Raw genomic sequence first — 21,600 nt, forward strand, 5'->3', positions numbered from 1 at the left:
TCCTACGGCGCGGCGATCGGGCCGTAGGTATCGGGCCTGCGGTCCCGGTAGAACTGCCAGTCATCCCGCACCTCGCGGACCAGGGACAGATCCAGGTCCCGTATCACTATCTCTTCACCACTCTCGGAAGCGATTTCGCCGACATAGTTGCCGCGCGGATCCACGAAGTAGGAACTGCCGTAGAAGGTGACTGCCTGGTCTCCGAACTCGCCACTTTCGGTGCCGATCCGGTTGTTGGCCCCGACGAAGTACTGATTGGCCGCCGCGGCGGCGGGCTGTTCGATTTCCCAAAGCCGGTTGGACAAACCGGGTTTGGTGGCCGATGGATTGAAGACCAGTTCCGCTCCCCCGAGTCCGTAGTTGCGCCAGCCCTCGGGGAAATGCCGGTCGTAACAGATGTAGACACCGATCCTGCCGACCGCGGTATCGAAGACCGGATACCCGAGATTGCCCGGCCGGAAGTAGAACTTCTCCCAGAACCGGTCGAGATGAGGAATGTGATGCTTGCGGTACTTGCCCAGGTAGGTGCCGTCGGCGTCGACGACCGCGGCGGTGTTGTAGAGAACGCCCGGCTGCTCCTCCTCGTACACCGGCAACACCATGACCATGCGGTGTTCCCTGGCGAGCGCCGCGAATCGTTCGGTAACCGGCCCGGGTACGGACTCGGCGTAGTCGTAGTACTTCTTGTCCTGCACGATGCCGAAATACGGGCCGTAGAACAGCTCTTGGAAGCAGATCACCTGGGCGCCCAGCGACGCAGCCTCGACGACAAAGCGCTCGTGTTTGGCGAGCATCGATTCCTTGTCGCCAGTCCAAGTCGCTTGCGTCAGTGCGGCTCTGATCACCGTCATTGACTGACCCTATGCGCACTGCGCCCAGTGCGCGCGCCAATCGGTACAACCGTCGATCGGTAACCGAACGGCCGGGCACTCGTTGGACAGTGCCGATGGGCGTGGTAGAACACGTTACAGTTTTGCGGTTCGCATCAGGGCGACGCCGCTCGCTCACCCTAGGAACACGCCATGCATTGGTACACCGGCAACACCGTTTACGACACCGTGCTGACGGCAGCCTTCGGGTTCGCGGCATTCGTGGTCATCGGCGGCCTCTTCGCGCAAAGCTCGTATGGGCGCTTCTCGACGACGAAACTCGGACTCAATCTGAATCCGAAGCTCGGTTGGTGGCTCATGGAGATTCCGGCCACCGTGGTGTTTCTCGTCTGCTACCTGACCGGGCCCGCCCGGTTCGAGCCGACATCACTGGTGCTCACCGGGATCTGGCTGCTGCACTACGCCAACCGCGGCTGGTTCTTCCCACTGGCCATCCGCCAGGTACCCGGCAAGCGCAGTACCTTCAACGTCTCGGTCGTGGTCATGGGCATGCTCGTGACATCGATGCACGGGTACCTCAACGGCACCCTTTTCAGCCACGACTTCTTCGGGCAGTACACCAGCGCCTGGCTGCGTGATCCGCGATTCCTGCTGGGCCTCGCGGTCTACCTGTGTGGATTCGCGCTGCTCCTCAGCTCCGAGTCGATCGTGCGCAATCTGCGTGACAAGAACAGCCCCGGCGAAGCCGAATACCGCATCCCGTTCGGCGGCGGATTCCGCTTTGTCACCAGCCCGGCGTACCTCGGCGAACTGATCGCCTGGTCCGGTTTCGCCCTGCTCACCTGGGCGCTGCCCGGCGTCGTCATCCTGCTGATCACCGCGGGCAACCTGATCCCCCGCGCGCTGGCCACCCATCGCTGGTACCGGAAGAAGTTCACCGACTACCCGACCGACCGGAAGGCGTTGATCCCCGGCATCCTCTGAGCGCGAAGAGACACAAAAGCCCCGAACACTCGGCGTGTCGGGGCTTTTGTGTCTGTTCGGCAGAAAGGGACTAGATCGCGGCCTTGAGCGCGTCGACCCGATCGGTCCGCTCCCACGGCAGATCGATATCGGTGCGACCGAAGTGACCGTATGCGGCGGTCTGCGCGTAGATCGGCCGCAGCAGATCCAGATCGCGGATGATCGCGCCTGGGCGTAGGTCGAACACTTCGTTGATGGCTTTCTCGATCTTGGCCTGGTCGACCTTGTTGGTACCGAAGGTGTCGATGAACAGACCGACCGGAGCGGCCTTGCCGATCGCGTAGGCGACCTGAACCTCTACCCGGTCCGCCAGCTCGGCGGCCACCACGTTCTTGGCCACCCAACGCATCGCGTATGCGGCCGAGCGGTCCACCTTTGACGGATCCTTGCCGGAGAACGCACCGCCACCATGGCGGGCCCAGCCGCCGTAGGTGTCGACGATGATCTTGCGTCCGGTCAGGCCGGCGTCGCCCATCGGTCCACCCAGCACGAACTTGCCGGTCGGGTTCACCAGCAGGCGGTAGTCGGAGATGTCCAGCGAGTCCTGACCCAACTCGTCGAGGACGGTGTTGACGACCTTCTCGCGGATGTCCGGGGTCAGCAGGTTGTCCAGGTCGATATCGGCGGCGTGCTGGGTGGAGAGCACCACGGTGTCCAGCCGCACGGCCTTGTAGCCGTCGTACTCGATGGTGACCTGGGTCTTGCCGTCGGGGCGCAGGTACGGCAGCAAGCCGTCCTTACGCACCTCGGTCAGCCGGCGTGCCAGGCGGTGTGCCAGCGCGATGGGCAGCGGCATCAGCTCGGGAGTGTCGTTGATGGCGTACCCGAACATCAGCCCCTGGTCACCGGCACCCTGAGAGTCCAGCGGGTCGGCCGCACCTTCGACGCGGGCCTCGTGTGCGGTGTCGACACCTTGGGCGATATCGGGTGACTGCGCGCCGATGGCGATGTTCACACCGCAGGAGTGGCCGTCAAAGCCCTTCGAGGATGAGTCGTAGCCGATCTCCAGGACCCGATCGCGGACGATCTTGGGGATGTCGGCGTATGCGGAGGTGGTGACCTCTCCGGCCACGTGAACCTGACCGGTGGTCACCAGGGTCTCCACCGCGACCCGGGACCTGGGGTCCTGTTCGAGCAGGGCGTCGAGGATCGAGTCGCTGATGGCATCACAGATCTTGTCCGGGTGCCCCTCGGTCACCGATTCACTGGTGAAAAGCCGTCCCGCTGAGCTCACAGCGCAGCCCCTTTCAGATCGTTACGTGTCCTAATCATTATGGCCGACGAGCCCATGCTCGCGCCATGTCAGCTTTACTGACAAAGTCCGACAACGGCATCCACAATACGGCTTGCCATCAGAACCTTGGTGCCGTGCTCCAAGACAACTTCGGCGACCTCGCCATCGCCCTGGGCCGAAAGCAACCAACCATCGTTGCTGTCCACCTCGAAGGCGCGTCCCTCGCCAACAGCGTTGACCACCAACAGATCACAGCCTTTGCGCTTCAACTTGGCGCGGGCATGGAAGAGCACATCGCCATTCGCGTCACCGGTTTCGGCGGCAAATCCGACGATGGCGCGCATCTTCGGCAGCTGCCCGTCAGCGCGCGCGCGAACCACTCCGGCCAGCACATCGGCATTGCGCAGCAATTCGATGGGCGCATCGCCGTCGGCGTTCTGGCTTTTTTTGATCTTGTTGGTCGCAACGTGGGCGGGGCGGAAATCGGCCACCGCAGCGGCCATGATCAGCGCCTCTGCCTCGGGAGCGTGTTTGGTGACCGCGTCCTGCAGTTGTGCCGCGGAGCTGATGTGCACCACGTCGACCCCGGCCGGGTCGGGCAGCCCGACGGTGTGCCCCGCGATGAGGGTCACCTCTGCGCCACGCTGAGCGGCGACCCGGGCTATCGCGTATCCCTGCTTGCCCGAGCTGCGGTTTCCGATGAAGCGCACGGGATCCAGCGGCTCGCGGGTGCCGCCCGCGGTGACCAGGACGCGCACCCCTGCCAGATCGTGCGGCAAGGCGTCGGCGCGGGCCAGTAGTAGTTGCGCCAGGGTGGTGATCTCTTCGGCTTCGGGAAGGCGACCGGGACCGGTGTCGGCACCGGTAAGCCGCCCGGAGGCCGGTTCCAGCACCACGGCGCCGCGGTCGCGCAGCGTCGCGACGTTGTGCTGCGTTGCGGCGTGCAGCCACATCTCGGTGTGCATTGCGGGGGCGAAGAGCACTGGACAACGCGCGGTCAGCAGCGTCGCGGTCAGCAGGTCGTCCGCGCGACCGCTGGCAGCACGGGCCAGCAGATCCGCGGTGGCAGGGGCAACCACGACCAGGTCGGCATCCTGGCCCAGCCGCACATGCGGCACCTCGGGAACATCCTCGAACACCCCGGTGCGGGCCGGCTCACCCGAGAGCGCCTCGAAGGTGGCGGCACCGACGAACTGCAGAGCGGACTCGGTGGGAATGACCCGGACGCTGTGCCCGGCCTCGGTGAGCTGGCGCACCACAGTACAGGCCTTGTAGGCGGCGATTCCCCCGCCCACTCCGACGATGATCCGCGACACAGCCCGGACCTCAGGCCCGATGCTCTTCGCGCGAGCCGCTCATCGCAGCTTCTACTCGCCTTCGGTGTGCTCGAGCAGGTCGCCGTGGATCTCGCGCAGCGCGATCGACAGCGGCTTCTCCTGCAGACCCGGCTCGACGAGCGGACCCACGTATTCGAGGATGCCGTCACCCAACTGGTTGTAGTAGTCGTTGATCTGGCGGGCACGCTTGGCCGCGTAGATCACCAGGGCGTACTTGCTCGACGCACGCGCCAGCAGCTCATCGATCGGCGGGTTGGTGATGCCCAGCGGCGTGTCGAGAGCGGCGTCGTAGCTGTCGGTGCCCGGTTCGACGATGACGTCGGTCTGGGAGGTGCTCACTAAAGAATCTCCTGGATAGGTATATGGCGCTGAATATGGCTGGCGCGGTACTCGCGGTGCTGTGCCGGTTGCGGCCGGTCAACGTCCGGCCAATAACGATACCAACTGTGCGCAGGCATTATCCAACTGGTCGTTGACGACGACGACATCAAAGTCGGTTTGAGCCGCCATTTCCACCTCGGCGGTTTCCAATCGCCGGGCGATCACGGCCTCCGATTCGGTGCCACGACCGGTCAGCCGCTCCACCAGCGCCTCCCAACTCGGTGGCGCCAGGAAGACACTGAGGGCCTGCGGGAGCGCGGCCTTGATGGCCCGCGCGCCGGCCAGGTCGACCTCGATCAGAGTCGGCCTCCCCGCCTCCATGGCCTCGTGGACGGGCGCGGCAGGAGTTCCCGAGCGCTGCAGTCCGCCGTGGATATCGGCCCATTCCAGCAGTGCACCGGTGTCGATCAGCCGCTGGAACTCCTCGGCGGTGACGAAGTGATAGTCCACGCCGTCCACCTCACCGGGCCGTGGAGCCCTGGTGGTGGCGGAGACGCTGAAGAAGAGCCCGTCGACGTCATCGCGTAGCCGACGTACGACGGTGGATTTACCGACGGCTGAGGGGCCGGATAGGACTACTACCCGGCCCCTCGTCGAAGCTGTCATCTGGAGAAGATCAGGAGAAGTCGAACCGCTCCAGCAGCGCCTTGCGCTGACGGTCGCCGAGGCCACGCAGACGGCGGGTCGGGGCGATCTCCAGCTCGGTCATGATCTCCTGCGCCTTCACCTTGCCAACCTTGGGCAGAGCCTCCAGCAGTGCGGAAACCTTCATCTTGCCCAGGACCTCGTCGGTCTCGGCGTCCTTGAGCACCTGCTTGAGATTGGTGCCACCTTTCTTGAGCTTCTCCTTGAGCTCGGCCCGGGCGCGGCGGGCGGCAGCCGCCTTCGCCAACGCGGCGGCGCGCTGCTCGTCAGTCAACTGTGGAAGGGCCACGATTCCTCCGTCTCATACGAAACTCGTCGGTTTTTCTGATCGGCTGGAAAACAACCAGCCAGCGACAGCGACCGTACCCACGCCAACCGACATATGTGAACCCCACCCCCCTGTTCTCGGTGAAAATCGCCTGCTAGAGGGGCCGCAGGCGATCCTGTCGAGCAACCATCACATCCTTGCCATCTCACCCGGCATTTCACCAGGTCGCCGCTGAATTATGTTGCATCGCAATGTGTTTCGTGGAGACTTGACAACACCACCGATTTGTATACCCGAACCGGAGACAAGCAAACCGTGATTGCCGTGAGGGCAAACTGAAAATCTCGTGTGAATCTCGTGTTGCGCGTGTCGCGACCCGTCAACGTTCAGTTGAAGAGACGCAGGTGAACGCGCCGACATCAGAGCACCGTGAAGGTGCTTAGCAAGGCATAGCAGTTGCTGGGTAGGGTGCCGAATATGGGTGAGTCCGTGCGCCCATCACGTGAGCGTGATCGGGTTTTAGATGCCGTGAGGCTCGTGTCACTGGCCACCGTCGTGGCCTACCACGTCCTCGCGGGTAGCCCTACCCTCGTCAAGGGCAAACCAGCTATGTCGTCGAATTACAACGTGCACTGGCTGTTTTGGCTGATCCCACTGATGCCACTGTTCTTCTTCGCCGGAGCCGCAGCAAACCTCCCTTCCTGGGAGTCCGGCAGGTCCTGGGGGCAGTTCCTGATGGGCCGGGCCACGCGACTCTTCCGCCCGGTGTTCTATTTCCTGGCCTTCGTGGCACTGGCGACCACCTTGCTACGCATCACCATGGGCAACTCACCACAACTCCTGTATCTGGAGATGCGACACGTCGAGCTGCTCTGGTACGTGGGTGCCTACCTGCTGACGCTGGCATTCATGCCCTGGCTCGCTCGCATCGACAGCGGCGAGCGGCTCGGCTGGTTTGTAGCGGCAATGTGCCTGTTCACAGCCGTGATCGACACCATCAGCGTCATCACCGATACGTGGGTGACGACAGGCTGGGTGAACATGATCTTCATGTGGCTGGTACCCGCGGCGTTGGGCATCGGATATCAGCGCAAGCTCATCCCCAGCGGGACCGCGTTGACGACCGCGGCGCTCGCCCTGGCAGCCACGGTCGCGCTGGCGACAATCGGCCCGTACCCGTCGGGACTGATCGCCAACATGCCGCCCACCTTGCTGCTGACCACCAGCGCCATCGTCGAATGCCTGGCTGTGGTCGCCTTTGCGCCGGCCATCGCACGCTGGCTGCAGGGTGCCCGGACATGGCGATTCCTGGAGCTGTGCAACAGCGGCAGCATGACGATCTACCTGTGGCACTGGGTGGTCACTTTCCTGCTGTCCTACGGGGTCTACCTGGTTCTTCGTGTCGGACTACTGAGTCAGCACGACCCGTGGTACTGGCCGGGAAACATACTGCGACTGGTCATCGTGTGCGCCATCGTGGCCGTCTTCTTCGTCCCTCTGCGGGCCACCGAGCGCCGAGCGCTCCCCTGGTGGGACCGACCGGTGCCGGCGATGGACAGAGGGCGCGATATCACCGTCGGCGTGCTCGTCCTGGCCTGCGCGATACTCACGCTCGTCTACACCCGCATCTACGTGATCAATCCCCACTGGGGCGGTTTCACCCCGATCGGGAGGTGGGTAGTGGTCGCCTCGCTGCTGCCGCTGGTCGCCGCGCGCTTCTTATGCCGAAACCCGTTGTCCGGCTACGTCTCTCAGACCAGTGGCCAACTGGCGATGACGCCGTCAGCGAGGTAGGAAGCCAGGGATTTCAGTGTGCGGATTGTGTCGATTTTTCCATCGATTTTCGACCGGATTCGCACGCTCGACTGAAACCGCCCAGCTCAATCCCGCAGATAGGCGACGCTGTCACGCAACCGGCCGACCGCGGCGCGCAGTGCCGTCACATCAGGTCCGGCACGCAGTACCTCGCGTGAGACCGCAGGCAGCAGCAACGATCCCGCAGCCCCGCCCAATCCGCGCAGATCCTCGGGCCTACCGCCCTGTGCACCGAGCCCGGGAACGAGCACGGGTCCACCGATCGACGACAGATCGGGCGGATCGGCAACGGTCACCCCGACCACCACACCCACGGAACCCGGACCGGCCTCCTCGGCGTTCAGTGCGGCGACCTGGTCGACCATCGCCTGCGCGACGGTCGACTCCCCGGCACGAGCCCGCTGCACCGGGGGTGCTTCTGGATTGGAGGTGGCGGCGAGCACGAAGACGCCGCGATCGCGTTCGCGTGCCAGCTCCAGCAGCGGCGACAACGATCCGAAGCCCAGGTACGGCGAAGCGGTCACCGCATCGGAGCTCAACGGCGAGGCGCCCACCCAGGCCTGCGCGTACGCGGCCATGGTCGATCCGATGTCTCCACGCTTGGCATCGGCCAGCAGCAGCACACCGGCCTCACGCAATCCCGCGATGGCCCGCTCCAGTACCGAATAACCTGCGGCGCCGTAGGATTCGAAGAACGCAACCTGCGGCTTGACGATCGCAACATCGGCGAACGCCTCCACGCAGATATCGCTGAATCGGGCCAGCCCCGAAACGTCCGCCTCAAAACCCCACGAACGCAATAGCTCCGGGTGCGGATCGATCCCCACACACAGCGGGCCGCGCGCTGCAGTCGCGGCCTGTAACCGTGCACCGAAGGTCACCGCCCTCCCAGGCTCTTCGCCCGAGAGGCTCATCGCAGACCCGCGTGGAGTTCCTGTAGCGAGCGCACGCCGATATCGCCGCGGATGCCCGCCTCGATGCCCTGCACCGCCGCCGAGGCGCCCTGCACCGTGGTGATGCACGGGATGTTCATCGAGACCGCGGCAGACCGGATCTCGTAGCCGTCGACGCGAGGACCGGAATTCCCGTACGGGGTGTTGATCACCATCGCCACCTCGCCGGCCTTGATCACGTCCACCGCCGACTGTGCCGGCAGGCCGCCACCGGGCTCCTGGTAGTGCTTGCGCACCTCTTCACAGGGGATCCCGTTGCGGCGCAGCATCTCCGCCGTGCCTTCGGTCGCCAGCACCTTGAATCCGAGATCAGCCAGCCGCTTCACCGGGAACACCAATGAACGCTTGTCGCGGTTGGCCACCGAGACGAATATGGTGCCCGCCTTGGGCAGCGACCCGTAGGCCGCGGTCTGGCTCTTGGCGAACGCACTGCCGAAATCGGCGTCGATGCCCATGACCTCGCCGGTCGACTTCATCTCGGGCCCCAGCAGGGAGTCCACCCCGCTGCCATCGGCCTTGCGGAAGCGGTGGAACGGCAGCACGGCCTCCTTGACGGCGACCGGTGCACCTGGTGGCGAGGTGGCGCCGTCGCCCTGCGCGGGCAGCAGACCTTCCTCACGCAGACCGGCAATGGTGGCGCCCAACATGATCCGGGAGCATGCCTTGGCCAACGGTACCGCCGTGGCCTTGGACACGAACGGCACCGTACGGCTCGCACGCGGGTTGGCCTCCAGCACGTACAGCACATCGTCCTTGAGCGCGTACTGCACATTGAGCAGACCCACCACACCGATGCCCTGCGCGATGGCCTCGGTGGCCTTGCGCACCTTTTCGATATCGCTGCGGCCCAGGGTGACCGGCGGCAGCGCACACGCGGAGTCACCGGAGTGAATACCGGCCTCCTCGATGTGCTCCATCACGCCCCCGAGGTAGATCTCGGTGCCGTCGCACAGCGCGTCCACGTCGATCTCGATGGCGTCTTCGAGGAAGCGGTCCACCAGCACCGGATGCTCGGGCGAGAGCTGAGTGGCGCGGGCGATGTAACCGTGCAGGGTCTCCTCGTCGTAGACGATCTCCATGCCGCGCCCACCCAGGACGTAGGAGGGACGCACCAAAACCGGATATCCGATATCGGCGGCGATCTGCTTGGCCTGCTCGAAAGTCGTTGCGGTGCCGAAACGTGGCGCCGGCAGTCCCGCAGATACCAACAGATCCCCGAACACACCACGGTCCTCTGCGCGATCGATGGCGGCGGGGCTGGTGCCCACCACCGGCACCCCGGCGTCGGCAAGGCGCTTGGCCAGGCCCAGCGGAGTCTGTCCGCCGAGCTGCACGATCACCCCGACCACACCTGGTCCGCCACGGCCGGATTCGGATTCGGCGTGGAAGACCTCGAGCACGTCCTCGAACGTCAGCGGCTCGAAGTAGAGGCGGTCGGCGGTGTCGTAATCGGTCGACACCGTCTCCGGGTTGCAGTTGACCATGATTGTCTCGAATCCAGCCTCCGACAACGTGGTTGCCGCATGCACGCAGCTGTAGTCGAATTCGATGCCCTGACCGATGCGGTTCGGGCCCGAGCCCAGGATGAGCACCTTGGGGCGCTCGGTCTGCGGGGCCACCTCCGACTCCGCCGCCGGGTCCAGCTCATAGCTGGAGTAGTGATACGGCGTCTTGGCCTCGAATTCGGCGGCACAGGTATCGACGGTCTTGTACACCGGACGGATACCCATCCGGTGGCGCAACGACCGAACACCGTTCTCCCCTGCCAATTCCGGACGCAGCGCGGCGATCTGACGATCGGAGAGCCCGTAGTGCTTGGCGCGCCGCAGCAGTTCCTCGTCCAGGATCGGCGCCTCGCGCAGCTCGGTGCCGAGCCGGTTGATCTGGGCGATTTCCTCCACGAACCAGGGATCGACACCGGTGACCTCGGCCACCTGCTCGACGGGGGCACCCGCGGCCAGGGCACGTTCGATGCCGTAGAGCCGGCCGTCGCGCGGCACCTGCAACTCCTGCAGGAAGGCATCCAGATCCTCGATGGGTCCGGCGTTGTCCGTCCAGAATCCGGCCGCGGAAGTCTCCAGCGAGCGCATGACCTTCCCCAGCGCCTCGGCGAAGTTGCGGCCGAGGGACATCGCCTCGCCCACCGATTTCATGGTGGTGGTCAGGGTGGCGTCGGCGCCGGGGAACTTCTCGAAGGCGAACCGGGGCGCCTTGACGACGACGTAGTCCAGGGTCGGCTCGAAACAGGCCGGGGTCTCCTTGGTGATGTCGTTGACGATCTCGTCGAGCGTGTACCCGATGGCCAGTTTGGCCGCAATCTTGGCGATGGGGAAACCTGTTGCCTTGGAGGCCAGCGCACTTGAGCGCGACACGCGCGGGTTCATCTCGATGACGATGAGACGACCGTCGCGCGGGTTGATGGCGAACTGGATGTTGCAGCCACCGGTATCCACGCCGACCTCGCGCAGAATCGCGATACCGAGGTCGCGCATCTTCTGGTACTCACGGTCGGTCAGCGTCATGGCGGGCGCGACCGTCACCGAATCTCCAGTGTGCACGCCCATCGGGTCGACGTTCTCGATAGAACACACAACCACCACGTTGTCGCGGCCGTCGCGCATCAGTTCGAGCTCGAATTCCTTCCAGCCGTAAATGGATTCCTCGATCAGCACGTTCGCCGAGGGCGATGCCGAGAGCCCCTCCCCCGCCATCCGCTCGACGTCCTCGGGGGTGTAGGCCATGCCCGAGCCCAGGCCGCCCATGGTGAACGACGGGCGCACCACCACCGGCAGTCCGAGTTCCGAGACGGTTTCGCGGACCTCGTCCATGGTGAAACAGACCCGCGACTTCGCCGACTCGCCACCGACCTTGGCGACGATGTCCTTGAACCGCTGCCGGTCCTCACCGCGCTGGATCGCTTCGAAGTTGGCGCCGATGAGCTCCACGCCGTACCGATCCAGCGCACCGTTCTCATAAAGCGCGACCGCGGTGTTCAGCGCGGTCTGACCGCCCAGAGTCGGCAATAGGGCGTCGATCTTGTTGCCCTTCTCTGCCTGCGCGGCAAGAACTTTCTCTACGAACTCGGCGGTGATCGGCTCGACATAAGTGTTGTCGGCGTACTCCGGGTCGGTCATGATCGTCGCCGGGTTCGAGTTGACGAGGCTGACCTGTAACCCCTCTGAACGCAGCACACGGCAGGCCTGGGTGCCCGAATAGTCGAACTCGCAGGCCTGGCCGATCACGATGGGGCCAGAACCGATGACCAGGATGTGGTTGAGGTCTGTGCGACGTGGCATCAGCGATTACCCCGATTCTCAAGTGCCGTGACGAACTGGTCAAAGAGGTACTCGGCGTCATGAGGACCCGCCGCCGCCTCCGGGTGGTACTGCACCGAGAAGGCCGATCCGTCCAACAGCCGGATTCCTTCCACCGTGCCATCGTTGGCGCAGGTGTGACTCACCTCGGCGCGCCCGAACGGCGTATCGAACTGCTCACCCGCCTCACCCTCGAGGGCGAAGCCGTGGTTCTGCGCGGTGATGGCGACCCGGCCGGTCGAGTGGTCGATGACCGGAATGTTGATGCCGCGATGACCGAACGTCATCTTGTAGGTGGAGCGGCCCAGCGCCCGGCCCAGCAACTGATTGCCGAAGCAGATGCCGAACAGCGGAATTCTGCGTTCCAGCACCGCCCGTGTCACCGCGACCACATGGTCCGCGGTGGCCGGGTCCCCCGGCCCATTGGACAGGAAGACGCCGTCGGGTGCGAGCGCGAGCAGCTCGTCCGGGCTGATGGACGAGGGCACCACCTGCACACGGATGCCGCGTCGCGCGAGATTGCGCGGGGTGTTGGTCTTGATGCCCAGGTCCAGCGCCGCGACGGTGAACCGGTGCGCGCCATCGGGTTCGACCACATACGTGTCGTCGGTGCTCACCTCGCCGGCCAGGTCCGCCCCCAGCATCGAGGCTTGCCCGTTGACACGGGAGAGCAGGAAGTCGGTGGGCGCGTCGGCCACCGTTCCGCTGAAGATCCCGGCCTTCATCGACCCGCGGGTGCGCAGGTGGCGCACCACGGCGCGGGTGTCGATGCCGGCGATACCGACGACGTGCTGCGCCTTGAGGGCGTCGTCGAGAGAGCCGTTGGCGCGCCAATTCGATACCCGGTTGGAGGGGTCGCGCACCGCGTAGCCGGCGACCCAGATCTTGCCGCCGCGGCTCTCGTCGTCCTCGTCGTTCCACCCGGTGTTACCGATCTGGGGTGCGGTCGCCACCACGATCTGACGGTGGTAGCTCGGGTCGGTCAGGGTTTCCTGGTATCCCGACATGGCCGTGCAGAACACCGCCTCACCGAGGGTTTCACCCACCGCGCCGAACGGCTTACCGGTGAAAACGCGCCCGTCTTCGAGAACGAGCACCGCCTTGTCACTCATGACGCCTGCTTCCATTCCTCGTATTCACTGCGCGGTCGGGCCAAAAATCCGGTGTCGATCTCGGTGCCCGACGGCAGCCGCCACCGGATCGCGAGAATTCCCTCGTGGGTGAGCACCTTGCCCGCCAGCGCCTTGGCCGTGCGGATCTCGGTGATGACGTCGGCGGGGATCCAGATGTCACCGGTGCCACTGCGCTCCAACAAGATTCCCTGCGAGTAGCGGGTCAGCGTGGCATTGGATCGATAGCCCAGATCGCCCACCGCGATGCGGTCTTGCCAGTCCGGCGCGATGGTACTGCCGACATAGAGACCCTCCACGGGTTCGATGACGACGTCGCCCCGCTCGGCGGGCGTCATCGGCAGCTCGCCCACTACATCGGCCTGTCGCTGTGCGCGGGCGTGCCAGCCGCGCCACATCAGGCGAAAAAGCAGCACGGCCAAGGTCAGCGAGGCGCCCGCCATGATGAGCGCGCCGACAAAGTCCCCGTGGTTCATAGTGAATCCTCTTCGCGCGAGCGGCTCATCGTTCGACCACCTTCCCGTCCCGTGCGGTGACGCGACCGCGCAACAGCGTGGCGGTCACCGTGGCGGGCAACGTCATCGATTCGAATGGGGTGTTGGCCGACTTGCTGGCCAATCCGTCGCCGGTGACGGTCCAGGCGGCGTCGGGGTCGACGATGGTGAGGTTGGCCGGTTCACCGACCGCCAGCGGACGCCCCTGATCGGGCAACCCGACGATCTGCGCCGGGCGCTCACTCATCACCCTGGCGACATCGCGCCAGGTGAGCAGCCCCGACTTCACCATGGTCTCCACGACCACCGAGAGCGCGGTCTGCAGCCCGAGCATTCCGGGGCGTGCCGCCGCGAACTCGCAACATTTCTCGTGATCGGCGTGCGGTGCGTGATCGGTTGCCACACAGTCGATCACCCCGTCGGCGAGGGCCTGGCGCAACGCTGCGGCATCAGAGGACTCCCGCAGCGGCGGGTTCACCCGATACACACCTTCATACGACGCCAGTCGCCCGTCGTCGAGCAGCAGGTGGTGCGGCGTGACTTCGGCGGTGATGGAAATCCCTTGCCCCTTGGCCCATTTGAGCAGCTCGACAGTGCCCGCAGTGGAAGCGTGGCAGATGTGCACCGGGGCCCCGGTATCGCGGGACAAGATGGCATCACGCGCGACAATCGACTCCTCGGCGGCACGTGGCCATCCGGTCAGGCCCAGCCGCGCCGCGTTGGCGCCTTCGTGCGCGACCGACCCGACGGTGAGTCGCGGCTCCTCGGCATGCTGGGCGATGAGAACACCCAGCCCGTTGGCGTATTCCAGAGCGCGGCGCATCACCAGCGGGTCGTGTACGCACTTGCCGTCATCGGAGAACATCCGCACGCGGCCCGCTCCGCGCGCCATCATCGCCATCTCCGTGAGTTGCTTGCCCTCCAGCCCGACCGTCACGGCACCCACCGGATGCACGTCGACGAGTCCGACCTGCTGGCCACGCTGCCAGACGTGATCGGTCACCACAGGGCTGTCGGCCACCGGGTTGGTGTTAGCCATCGCGAACACCGCGGTATATCCACCCAAAGCCGCTGCCGCCGAACCGGAGTCGATGGTCTCGGTGTCTTCACGGCCCGGCTCGCGCAGGTGAGTGTGCAAGTCCACGAATCCGGGCAGCAGCACCTGGCCGGGTGCCTCGATGGCGGTATCGACCTCCGTCTCGATGCCCGGGCCGATACCGGCCTCGATGCGGGTGATCTGCCCGTCCTCGACGAGGACGTCGACCTGCTCGCCCTCGCCATACAGGCGCACGCCCTTGATCAAGATGCTCATGCGAGCACCGCCTCATCGGAACCGACCAGCAGGTGGAACAGCACGGCCATGCGGATATGCACTCCATTCGATACCTGTTGCAGAACAGCGGATTGCGACGAGTCAGCCACCGAGGACGCGATTTCCATACCGCGCAGCATCGGTCCTGGGTGCAGCACCACCGCATGCTCGGGGAGCAGCCGCTGCCGCGCCTCGGACAGGCCGTACAGCACCGAGTACTCGCGCGCAGACGGGAAGAACCCGCCGGTCATGCGCTCGGCCTGCACCCGCAGCATCAGCACCGCATCGGCGCCCGGAAGTTCGGCGTCCAGATCGTGGGTGACCGTCACCGGCCAGGTCTCTACCCCGACCGGCAGCAGCGTCGGGGGCGCCACCAACACGACCTCGGCGCCGAATGTACTCAGTAGCAAGGCATTCGATCGAGCAACCCGGCTGTGCAGAATATCGCCGACGATCACGATGCGCCGGCCCTCCAGCCCACCGAGTCGCTGGCGGATGGTGAGCGCATCGAGCAGCGCCTGGGTGGGGTGTTCGTGGGTACCGTCACCGGCGTTGACGACGGCCGGACCGCCCTCACCTTCGGCGGTTCCGTCTGAAGTCCAACGCGCCAGTTGTGCGGCTACCCCGGAGGCCGGGTGGCGGACGATCAACGCGTCGGCGCCGATCGCGCGCAGGGTCAACGCGGTGTCGCGCAGCGACTCCCCCTTGGCCACCGAGGAACCGGAGGCACTGACGTTGATAACGTCCGCGCTCATCCACTTGCCCGCGACCTCGAAGGAAACCCTTGTGCGCGTGGAGTTCTCGTAGAACATCGTGATGATGGTGCGGCCGCGCAAGGTCGGCAGCTTCTTGACCTCGCGTCCCGCCAGCGCCTGCAGGAACCGGTCGGCGTCGTCGAGGATGGCGGTGGCCTCATCACGCGTGAGGTCGGCCGCGGAGAGTAGATGCCTCATGAGTCGGCACCCTTGATGATCACGGCGTCGCAGCCGTCGTGTTCGGCCAGCAGCACCTTGACGTCCTCCGAGCGTGCCGTCGGCACGTTCTTGCCGACGTAATCCGCCCGCAGCGGCAGCTCGCGATGTCCGCGGTCGACCAGCACCGCCAGCTGCACCGCACGCGGCCGGCCCAGGTCCCGCAGCGCGTCGAGCGCAGAACGCACGGTGCGGCCCGAGAACAAGACGTCGTCGACGAGCACCACGAGGGCACCGTCGACGCCACCCTCGGGAATGGAGGTACGTTCGAGCGGGCGGTGTGGTTTGTTGCGCAGGTCGTCGCGGTACAGCGTGATGTCCAGGAATCCCGCGGGCACCTCGACACCGGAGAATTCGGTGATGTGGGCGGCCAGCCGCTTGGCAAGGGTGGCACCGCGGGTGGGAATACCGACCAGGACGACACGTGGGGCGTCACCGGAATCGGAAAGCGCGGTCTTTTCGATGATTTGATGCGCGATACGCGAGATGGTCCTGCCGACATCTGCGGCGGACAACAGTTCTCGTCCTTCTTGTGCTGCGCCCACGCTTACGCGAGACCTCCTTCTCCGCCTCACTGGACGGATCGTTAAAGGATGTCACTTATCGCCAGGGAGCTTAGCATCCGGGCACCCGCCAGCCTCCGCTGACAGTATGGAGAGATGGCCGAACCCGATTCCACCTTCGACGCTGCCCTCGCCCCGATCCGTGCCGCGGTGGACGACCGCATCCTGGCGGGCGCGGTGACGCTGGTGTGGCAGGGCGGGCAGCTCAGACATCTGGGCGCCACCGGCTACCGCGATGTCGATGCCGGCCTGTCGATGACCGAGAACACCATTTTCCGCATCGCCTCCATGACAAAGCCCGTAATCAGCGCGGCGACGATGGCGCTGGTCGACGACGGCACGATCCGTCTGAGTGACCCGATCACCACCTGGCTGCCGGAGTTCGCCGAGATGCGAGTGCTCAGAGACCCCGACGGCCCCCTGGATGACACATTCCGGGCACCACGCGTGATCACGGTCGAGGATCTGCTGACCCACCGCAGCGGGCTGACCTACGACTTCATCTCGACCGGACCGATCGCGAAGGCCTATCACCCGTTGCACACCGCGGCGTTCAGCGAGCCCGATGAATGGATCGCTGCCATCGCCGCGCTGCCGCTCGTCTACCCGCCGGGAGAGCGCTTCCACTACAGCCATTCCACCGATGTGCTCGGCCTCCTCATAGCCCGCGCGTCCGGGCTGCCGCTGAACACGCTGTTGCGTCGGCGCATACTGGACCCCCTCGGGATGAACGACACCGACTTCTTCGTACCCGAGCACAAGGCGAGTCGACTGGCGCGCCTGTACGGCCTGGGAGACGACGACCGAATCGTGGTGGCCGACCATGGCTATCTGACCTCGATGCCCACCTCGGCGCCCACGCTGTGCCGTGGCGGCGGCGCTCTGGCCAGCACCGCACGCGACTACCTGACCTTTGCGCGGGCCCTGCTGGGCGGTGGCCAGGCAGACGGAGTCCGCATCCTGTCCCCCGAATCGACGGCCGCGCTGCGCACCAACCGGCTCACTCCGGCCCAGCGCAAGCTGCCGTCTTTCGGCCTGCCGTACTGGACCGGGCGCGGGTTCGGTCTCGGCCTGTCCGTCGTCATGGACCCCAACGAGGCCGCGCTGTTCGGGCCGGGTGGCACCGGCACCTTCGGCTGGCCGGGAGCATTCGGCACCTGGTGGCACGCCGATCCGAAGGCCGACGCGATCCTGATGTTCTTGCCGCAGTGGCGCATGCCCGACCTTGATCCGAAGGCCGCGCTGGGGCGCACCGCGACAATTCGCCTGCAGCTGCTACACGTGCAGTTCGGGCAGGCGGTGTACGCCTCGCTCTAGACGCGGCGAGGCTCTGTAGGCGTTCTTGAGCCGTGGGTACCACCATTCAGACATCGCCTGTTCCACCGCCAACGCCGACCGACACGAGGTACGAAGATGACGATCCTGGCTCCGGAGGCCGTCGATGAATCGCTCGATCCGCGTGATCCGTTGTTGCGGTTGAGCACGTTCTTCGATGACGGCAGTGTTGAGTTGTTGCATGAGCGGGACCGCTCGGGTGTGTTGGCTGCTGGTGGCACGGTCAACGGGGTCAGGACTATCGCTTTTTGCACCGATGGCACCGTGATGGGCGGGGCCATGGGGATCGAGGGCTGCCGCCACATCGTGGCCGCCTACGACACCGCCATCGAGGAGCAGTCCCCGATTGTGGGGATCTGGCATTCCGGTGGTGCCCGTCTGGCCGAAGGGGTTTCGGCCCTGCACGCCGTGGGGCTGGTCTTCGAGGCCATGATCCGCGCCTCCGGTTACATCCCGCAGATCTCGGTCGTGGTCGGCTTCGCCGCCGGCGGCGCCGCGTATGGCCCGGCACTGACCGACGTCATCATCATGGCCCCGGAAAGCCGCGTGTTCGTCACCGGACCCGACGTGGTCCGCAGCGTCACCGGCGAGGACGTCGACATGGCCACCCTGGGCGGCCCCGAAGCCCACCACAAAAAATCCGGTGTGTGCCACATCGTGGCCGACGATGAACTCGACGCCTACGCCCGCGGCCGCAAGCTGGTCGGATTCTTCTGCCAACAAGGCGTATTCGACCGCGGCCGCGCCGAAGCCGATCACACCGACCTGCGCGCACTGCTGCCCGAATCAGCCAAACGCGCCTACGACGTACACCCCATCGTCAACGCCCTGCTCGACTCCGATGACCCGTTCGAGGAATTCCAGGGCAAATGGGCGCCGTCGATGGTCATCGGCCTGGGCCGCCTGGCCGGGCGAAGCGTCGGCGTGCTGGCCAACAACCCACTGCGTCTGGGGGGCTGCCTGAACTCCGAAAGCGCCGAAAAAGCCGCACGCTTCGTGCGCCTATGCAACGCCTTCGGCATCCCGCTGATCGTGCTCGTGGACGTGCCCGGCTACCTACCCGGTGTCGGCCAAGAATGGGGCGGGGTGGTGCGCCGCGGCGCCAAACTCCTACACGCCTTCGGTGAAGCCACCGTTCCGCGCGTCACCCTGGTCACCCGCAAGATCTACGGCGGCGCCTACATCGCCATGAACTCCCGCTCACTGGGCGCCACCAAAGTCTTCGCCTGGCCGGACGCCGAGGTCGCCGTCATGGGCGCCAAAGCCGCCGTAGGCATCCTGCACAAAAAACAACTCGCCGCCGCCGCCCCCGAAGACCGCGAAGCCCTGCATGAGGAACTCGCCCTCGAACACGAACGCATCGCCGGCGGCGTCGACCGCGCCATCGAAATCGGCGTCGTCGACGAAGAAATCGAACCCTCACAAACCCGCGCAGTACTCACCCGCGCCCTCGCCGAAGCCCCCTCACGCCGCGGCCGCCACAAAAACATCCCCCTATAAACATGGGACGCAGCCATCATTTCTGATCGGGCATACTGAGTTGTGCCAGCAGGCTTTTGAGCCTTTCACGTTCTTCGCGCGTCAGGCCGGCCGTCACTCGGCGTTCTGCCACCGTGACCTGTCGGCGAGCTAGTTCCAGACGCTGCAATCCTTCTCCGGTGAGAGAGGCCGGCAATGTGCGCCCCTGCTCCGCAGCGGTTGGCCGGTCCACCAGCCCGTCGTCCTGAAGCTGTTGCAACACATCGCACATCGCCTGCCGACTCACATGCGCTCGACGCGCCAGCTCGGAATTGGACAATCCCGGAGCGGCGCACAGAATCTGCAGGCAAATGAAGGCCGGCAGCGACAGCCCAAGAGGCTCCAGCCGTACAGTCACGTGTTTTTGCAGCAGCGTCGCGGTACGGGTGAGCAAGTAGCCCAGGGGCACGCTCTCCTCGGTGTCGGCTGAACCGGCAGTAGAGCACTTGCCTGTCACGACACCAGGCGCGGAGGCGATGCGGCACCCTCACGCCGGGTGAGAGCCTCCCGGACCAGCACCAGGGTTTCCGGCGCCGATGCTTGAATTGCCTGCGGTGCTGGGCTTTCCCGCCGTGTCAGCCCACTGAGCGCACCCTTGCCCAGCTCCACGCGAATATCGGCGCGGTACTGCCGGAGCGAACGGACGCAAAGATCCCACCGCACCTGGCGCGTCAACTGCCGGACCAGGCGGTGTTTGAGATCCAGCGGCCCGGTGACGAGCGTGCCATCGGCGTTCGACAGCAGCGGGTATCGGGACATCACGACAGCCGTGTTCTCGAGCGCGGCACCGAATTCCTGTTCCGCAGAGGCCATGTACGGCGAATGGAAGGCCCCGGCCACCTGCAGCAGCTTTATCTGGGTATCGGGCGGCGGCGAGGCACGCAACTGATCCAGGTCCTCCAGCCGCCCGGCGGCCACCACCTGTCCCGGGCCGTTCACGTTCGCCACGAACAGTCCTAGTTCCTCGACCGCTCGAGTCACCTCGCATAGGCCGCCGCCAACCACCGCCGCCATTCCGGTGGGCTCGTGGTCGCAGGCGCTGCGCATCGCCAGTCCCCTGAGCCTGGCCAACCGAACGGCATCGTGTGGGCTCATCGCACCGGCCGCCGCGGCGGCGGCCAGTTCTCCCACCGAGTGTCCGGCAAAGATCAACCGGTCCGGCAGCGTCAGCTCACTGCGAAGCCTGTCGAAGACCAGCAGCGACGTGGCCACGATGAGTGGTTGAGCGATCGCGGTATCAGTGATCTCGTCGTTCTCTGCCACTGTGCCGTAGTAGCGCAGGTCGAGATCGGCAGCCTGCGAGAATTCGTCGATCAGGGCAGATCCCGCGTCATCCAGCCACGGTGTGATCATGCCCTTGCGCTGGGCTCCTTGTCCGGGCATCACCATTGCGAACATGTTCATCCTCCTGAGGACCGTTAGACGGAACTGACAACGTCGCGATAGGTGAGACGCGGCAATCTGGGGTGCCAGGCGTCGGGGCCGGGCTTGCCGATGTTCACCACCACCAGGGATTGATGCACCCCGTCCGGAAAGAACTCCTTGTCGACCTCACCGGCATCGAATCCGGTCATCGGTCCGGCCGCCAACCCGGCTGCCCGGATACCGAGGATGAAGTACCCGACCTGGATCAGCGCATTGGTCCGCGCGGACGCGGTGCGTGCGGACACATCCTCGAAATAGTCCTTGGCTTCCGGAAGGTGCGGAAACTGCGTCGGAAGCTCTTCGTGGAAATTCAAGTCAGCGGCCAGGATCGCCACCAATGGTGCGGACTGAGTCTTGGCCTGGTTGGCGCCGAGCATGTGCTGCACGAGCCGTGATCGCGCATCACCGGAACGGACCAGGACCACGCGCAACGGCTGCTGGTTCATGGACGTGGGCGCGAACTTGATCAACTCGTAGACAGCCTGCATCTGCTCGTCGGATACCGGCTCGTCGGTGAACGTGTTGGCCGTCCGCGCCTCACGGAAGAGTAGATCTTGCGCGGCCGTGGGCAACGCCAACAACGCCGGCTCGGGCTCCGTTACCCCTTGCAGCAGTGGAGAATCACTGTCATACCTGACATGACGTGATTTGGTCTGCAGATCGCCGTCCACCCGGACGAGCACATCGTGGACCACACAGCTCGGATTGGCCTCCGCGGGCTTGCCCGGCCGGGTCTTGATGACCAGGCAGTAGACCGTGGAACGAATCTCGTCCGCATCGATGTATTCGAGGTCGATCATCGAGAAGTAGTGCCGCTTCTGCACCGGATCGTGTTTGCCCATCTCGCGGAAGTCATACAGGTCGTTGATGATTCCGGCTCTCGTGACGCTGGCGGGCAGGGCCGTGGTGTGGTCGAAGATCGCATCCTCGGTGAAGGTCGCCGCATAGCCTTCGATGTCCTGCGCATCGAGCCGCTGCATCTGCCTGGCGTAGAACTGCTGCACCTCCGTGTAGAGGCTCGTGCTGATCTCAATGGTCGTCATGGTCGGTTC

At 65.3% G+C, this 21,600-nt stretch carries 20 protein-coding genes and 1 pseudogene; 4 read left to right on the top strand and 17 right to left on the bottom strand.

What is annotated here, in order from left to right; translation table 11 throughout:
* Positions 1-2: 2 nt before the first annotated feature.
* Entirely contained in the window at positions 3-851 is an 849-nt protein-coding gene (locus MYCSP_RS12765) for a nitrilase-related carbon-nitrogen hydrolase (RefSeq protein ID WP_083013143.1), read from the bottom strand.
* A 171-nt stretch (positions 852-1,022) separates the two neighbouring features.
* Here MYCSP_RS12765 and MYCSP_RS12770 point away from each other — a divergent pair, with 171 nt between their 5' ends.
* Complete coding sequence (locus MYCSP_RS12770; RefSeq protein WP_088413902.1) at positions 1,023-1,814, top strand: phosphatidylethanolamine N-methyltransferase family domain-containing protein; 792 nt, start codon at positions 1,023-1,025, stop codon at positions 1,812-1,814.
* A gap of 70 nt (positions 1,815-1,884) precedes the next feature.
* Here the strand turns inward: MYCSP_RS12770 and metK are convergent, their stop codons facing one another.
* The 5 genes from metK to mihF all read right to left on the bottom strand — a co-directional run bounded on the left by metK (position 1,885) and on the right by mihF (position 5,739).
* Positions 1,885-3,087 carry a methionine adenosyltransferase gene (gene metK, locus MYCSP_RS12775; protein WP_070910361.1) on the bottom strand — a complete coding sequence of 401 codons (1,203 nt, stop codon included), beginning with the start codon at positions 3,085-3,087 and terminating at the stop codon, positions 1,885-1,887.
* A 74-nt stretch (positions 3,088-3,161) separates the two neighbouring features.
* Complete coding sequence (coaBC, locus tag MYCSP_RS12780) at positions 3,162-4,403, bottom strand: bifunctional phosphopantothenoylcysteine decarboxylase/phosphopantothenate--cysteine ligase CoaBC (protein WP_088413903.1); 1,242 nt, start codon at positions 4,401-4,403, stop codon at positions 3,162-3,164.
* 51 nt (positions 4,404-4,454) lie between these two features.
* Positions 4,455-4,763 carry a DNA-directed RNA polymerase subunit omega gene (rpoZ, locus tag MYCSP_RS12785; protein WP_005057694.1) on the bottom strand — a complete coding sequence of 103 codons (309 nt, stop codon included), beginning with the start codon at positions 4,761-4,763 and terminating at the stop codon, positions 4,455-4,457.
* Positions 4,764-4,841: 78 nt separating this feature from the next.
* Complete coding sequence (gmk, locus tag MYCSP_RS12790) at positions 4,842-5,411, bottom strand: guanylate kinase (RefSeq protein WP_070910363.1); 570 nt, start codon at positions 5,409-5,411, stop codon at positions 4,842-4,844.
* 10 nt (positions 5,412-5,421) lie between these two features.
* Complete coding sequence (mihF, locus tag MYCSP_RS12795; RefSeq protein WP_030093544.1) at positions 5,422-5,739, bottom strand: integration host factor, actinobacterial type; 318 nt, start codon at positions 5,737-5,739, stop codon at positions 5,422-5,424.
* Positions 5,740-6,195: 456 nt separating this feature from the next.
* On the opposite strand from mihF, the gene MYCSP_RS12800 reads away from it, so the two are divergent.
* Positions 6,196-7,512, top strand: a complete 1,317-nt coding sequence (locus MYCSP_RS12800) for an acyltransferase family protein (RefSeq protein ID WP_088413904.1) — start codon at positions 6,196-6,198, stop codon at positions 7,510-7,512.
* 86 nt (positions 7,513-7,598) lie between these two features.
* Here the strand turns inward: MYCSP_RS12800 and pyrF are convergent, their stop codons facing one another.
* Genes pyrF through pyrR form a run of 7 tightly spaced genes read right to left on the bottom strand, consistent with a single transcriptional unit; the run spans position 7,599 to position 16,225 of the window.
* Positions 7,599-8,447 (bottom strand): orotidine-5'-phosphate decarboxylase, encoded by an 849-nt coding sequence (gene pyrF, locus MYCSP_RS12805; RefSeq protein ID WP_083013140.1) that lies wholly within the window; start codon positions 8,445-8,447, stop codon positions 7,599-7,601.
* The gene (carB, locus tag MYCSP_RS12810; RefSeq protein WP_088413905.1) at positions 8,444-11,782 is read right to left on the bottom strand and encodes a carbamoyl-phosphate synthase large subunit; all 3,339 of its coding nucleotides are present in this window, start codon (positions 11,780-11,782) and stop codon (positions 8,444-8,446) included. The genes pyrF and carB overlap by 4 nt, the downstream gene beginning before the upstream one ends.
* Positions 11,782-12,927, bottom strand: coding sequence for a glutamine-hydrolyzing carbamoyl-phosphate synthase small subunit (carA, locus tag MYCSP_RS12815; protein ID WP_407661543.1), 1,146 nt, complete (start codon positions 12,925-12,927; stop codon positions 11,782-11,784). The genes carB and carA overlap by 1 nt, the downstream gene beginning before the upstream one ends.
* Positions 12,909-13,406 (bottom strand): PH-like domain-containing protein, encoded by a 498-nt coding sequence (locus MYCSP_RS12820; protein WP_070910367.1) that lies wholly within the window; start codon positions 13,404-13,406, stop codon positions 12,909-12,911. The genes carA and MYCSP_RS12820 overlap by 19 nt, the downstream gene beginning before the upstream one ends.
* A 25-nt stretch (positions 13,407-13,431) precedes the next feature.
* Positions 13,432-14,736, bottom strand: coding sequence for a dihydroorotase (locus tag MYCSP_RS12825; RefSeq protein ID WP_083013138.1), 1,305 nt, complete (start codon positions 14,734-14,736; stop codon positions 13,432-13,434).
* Positions 14,733-15,689, bottom strand: coding sequence for an aspartate carbamoyltransferase catalytic subunit (locus tag MYCSP_RS12830; RefSeq protein ID WP_070910369.1), 957 nt, complete (start codon positions 15,687-15,689; stop codon positions 14,733-14,735). The genes MYCSP_RS12825 and MYCSP_RS12830 overlap by 4 nt, the downstream gene beginning before the upstream one ends.
* On the bottom strand, positions 15,686-16,225 hold the full coding sequence (pyrR, locus tag MYCSP_RS12835; protein WP_234795489.1) for a bifunctional pyr operon transcriptional regulator/uracil phosphoribosyltransferase PyrR: 540 nt from the start codon (positions 16,223-16,225) through the stop codon (positions 15,686-15,688). The genes MYCSP_RS12830 and pyrR overlap by 4 nt, the downstream gene beginning before the upstream one ends.
* A gap of 141 nt (positions 16,226-16,366) precedes the next feature.
* Between pyrR and MYCSP_RS12840 the strand changes: the two genes are divergently transcribed.
* Both MYCSP_RS12840 and MYCSP_RS12845 read left to right on the top strand, forming a co-directional pair.
* Positions 16,367-17,587, top strand: coding sequence for a serine hydrolase domain-containing protein (locus tag MYCSP_RS12840; protein ID WP_083013136.1), 1,221 nt, complete (start codon positions 16,367-16,369; stop codon positions 17,585-17,587).
* A 96-nt stretch (positions 17,588-17,683) separates the two neighbouring features.
* Entirely contained in the window at positions 17,684-19,105 is a 1,422-nt protein-coding gene (locus tag MYCSP_RS12845) for an acyl-CoA carboxylase subunit beta (protein ID WP_088413906.1), read from the top strand.
* Between the two features lie 16 nt (positions 19,106-19,121).
* On the opposite strand, the gene MYCSP_RS12850 is transcribed toward MYCSP_RS12845, so the two are convergent.
* The 4 genes and pseudogenes from MYCSP_RS12850 to MYCSP_RS23520 form a co-directional block, all read right to left on the bottom strand.
* Entirely contained in the window at positions 19,122-19,532 is a 411-nt protein-coding gene (locus MYCSP_RS12850) for a MarR family winged helix-turn-helix transcriptional regulator (RefSeq protein WP_088415604.1), read from the bottom strand.
* Positions 19,533-19,576: 44 nt separating this feature from the next.
* On the bottom strand, positions 19,577-20,521 hold the full coding sequence (locus MYCSP_RS12855; RefSeq protein WP_157886183.1) for an ACP S-malonyltransferase: 945 nt from the start codon (positions 20,519-20,521) through the stop codon (positions 19,577-19,579).
* A 20-nt stretch (positions 20,522-20,541) separates the two neighbouring features.
* Entirely contained in the window at positions 20,542-21,159 is a 618-nt protein-coding gene (locus tag MYCSP_RS23515; protein WP_407661702.1) for a malonic semialdehyde reductase, read from the bottom strand.
* 39 nt (positions 21,160-21,198) lie between these two features.
* A pseudogene (locus MYCSP_RS23520) lies at positions 21,199-21,591 on the bottom strand (nuclear transport factor 2 family protein); the annotation flags it as partial.
* Positions 21,592-21,600 lie beyond the last annotated feature (9 nt).

Origin of the sequence: Mycobacteroides saopaulense (genome assembly GCF_001456355.1) — a bacterium.
Classification (GTDB): domain Bacteria; phylum Actinomycetota; class Actinomycetes; order Mycobacteriales; family Mycobacteriaceae; genus Mycobacterium; species Mycobacterium saopaulense.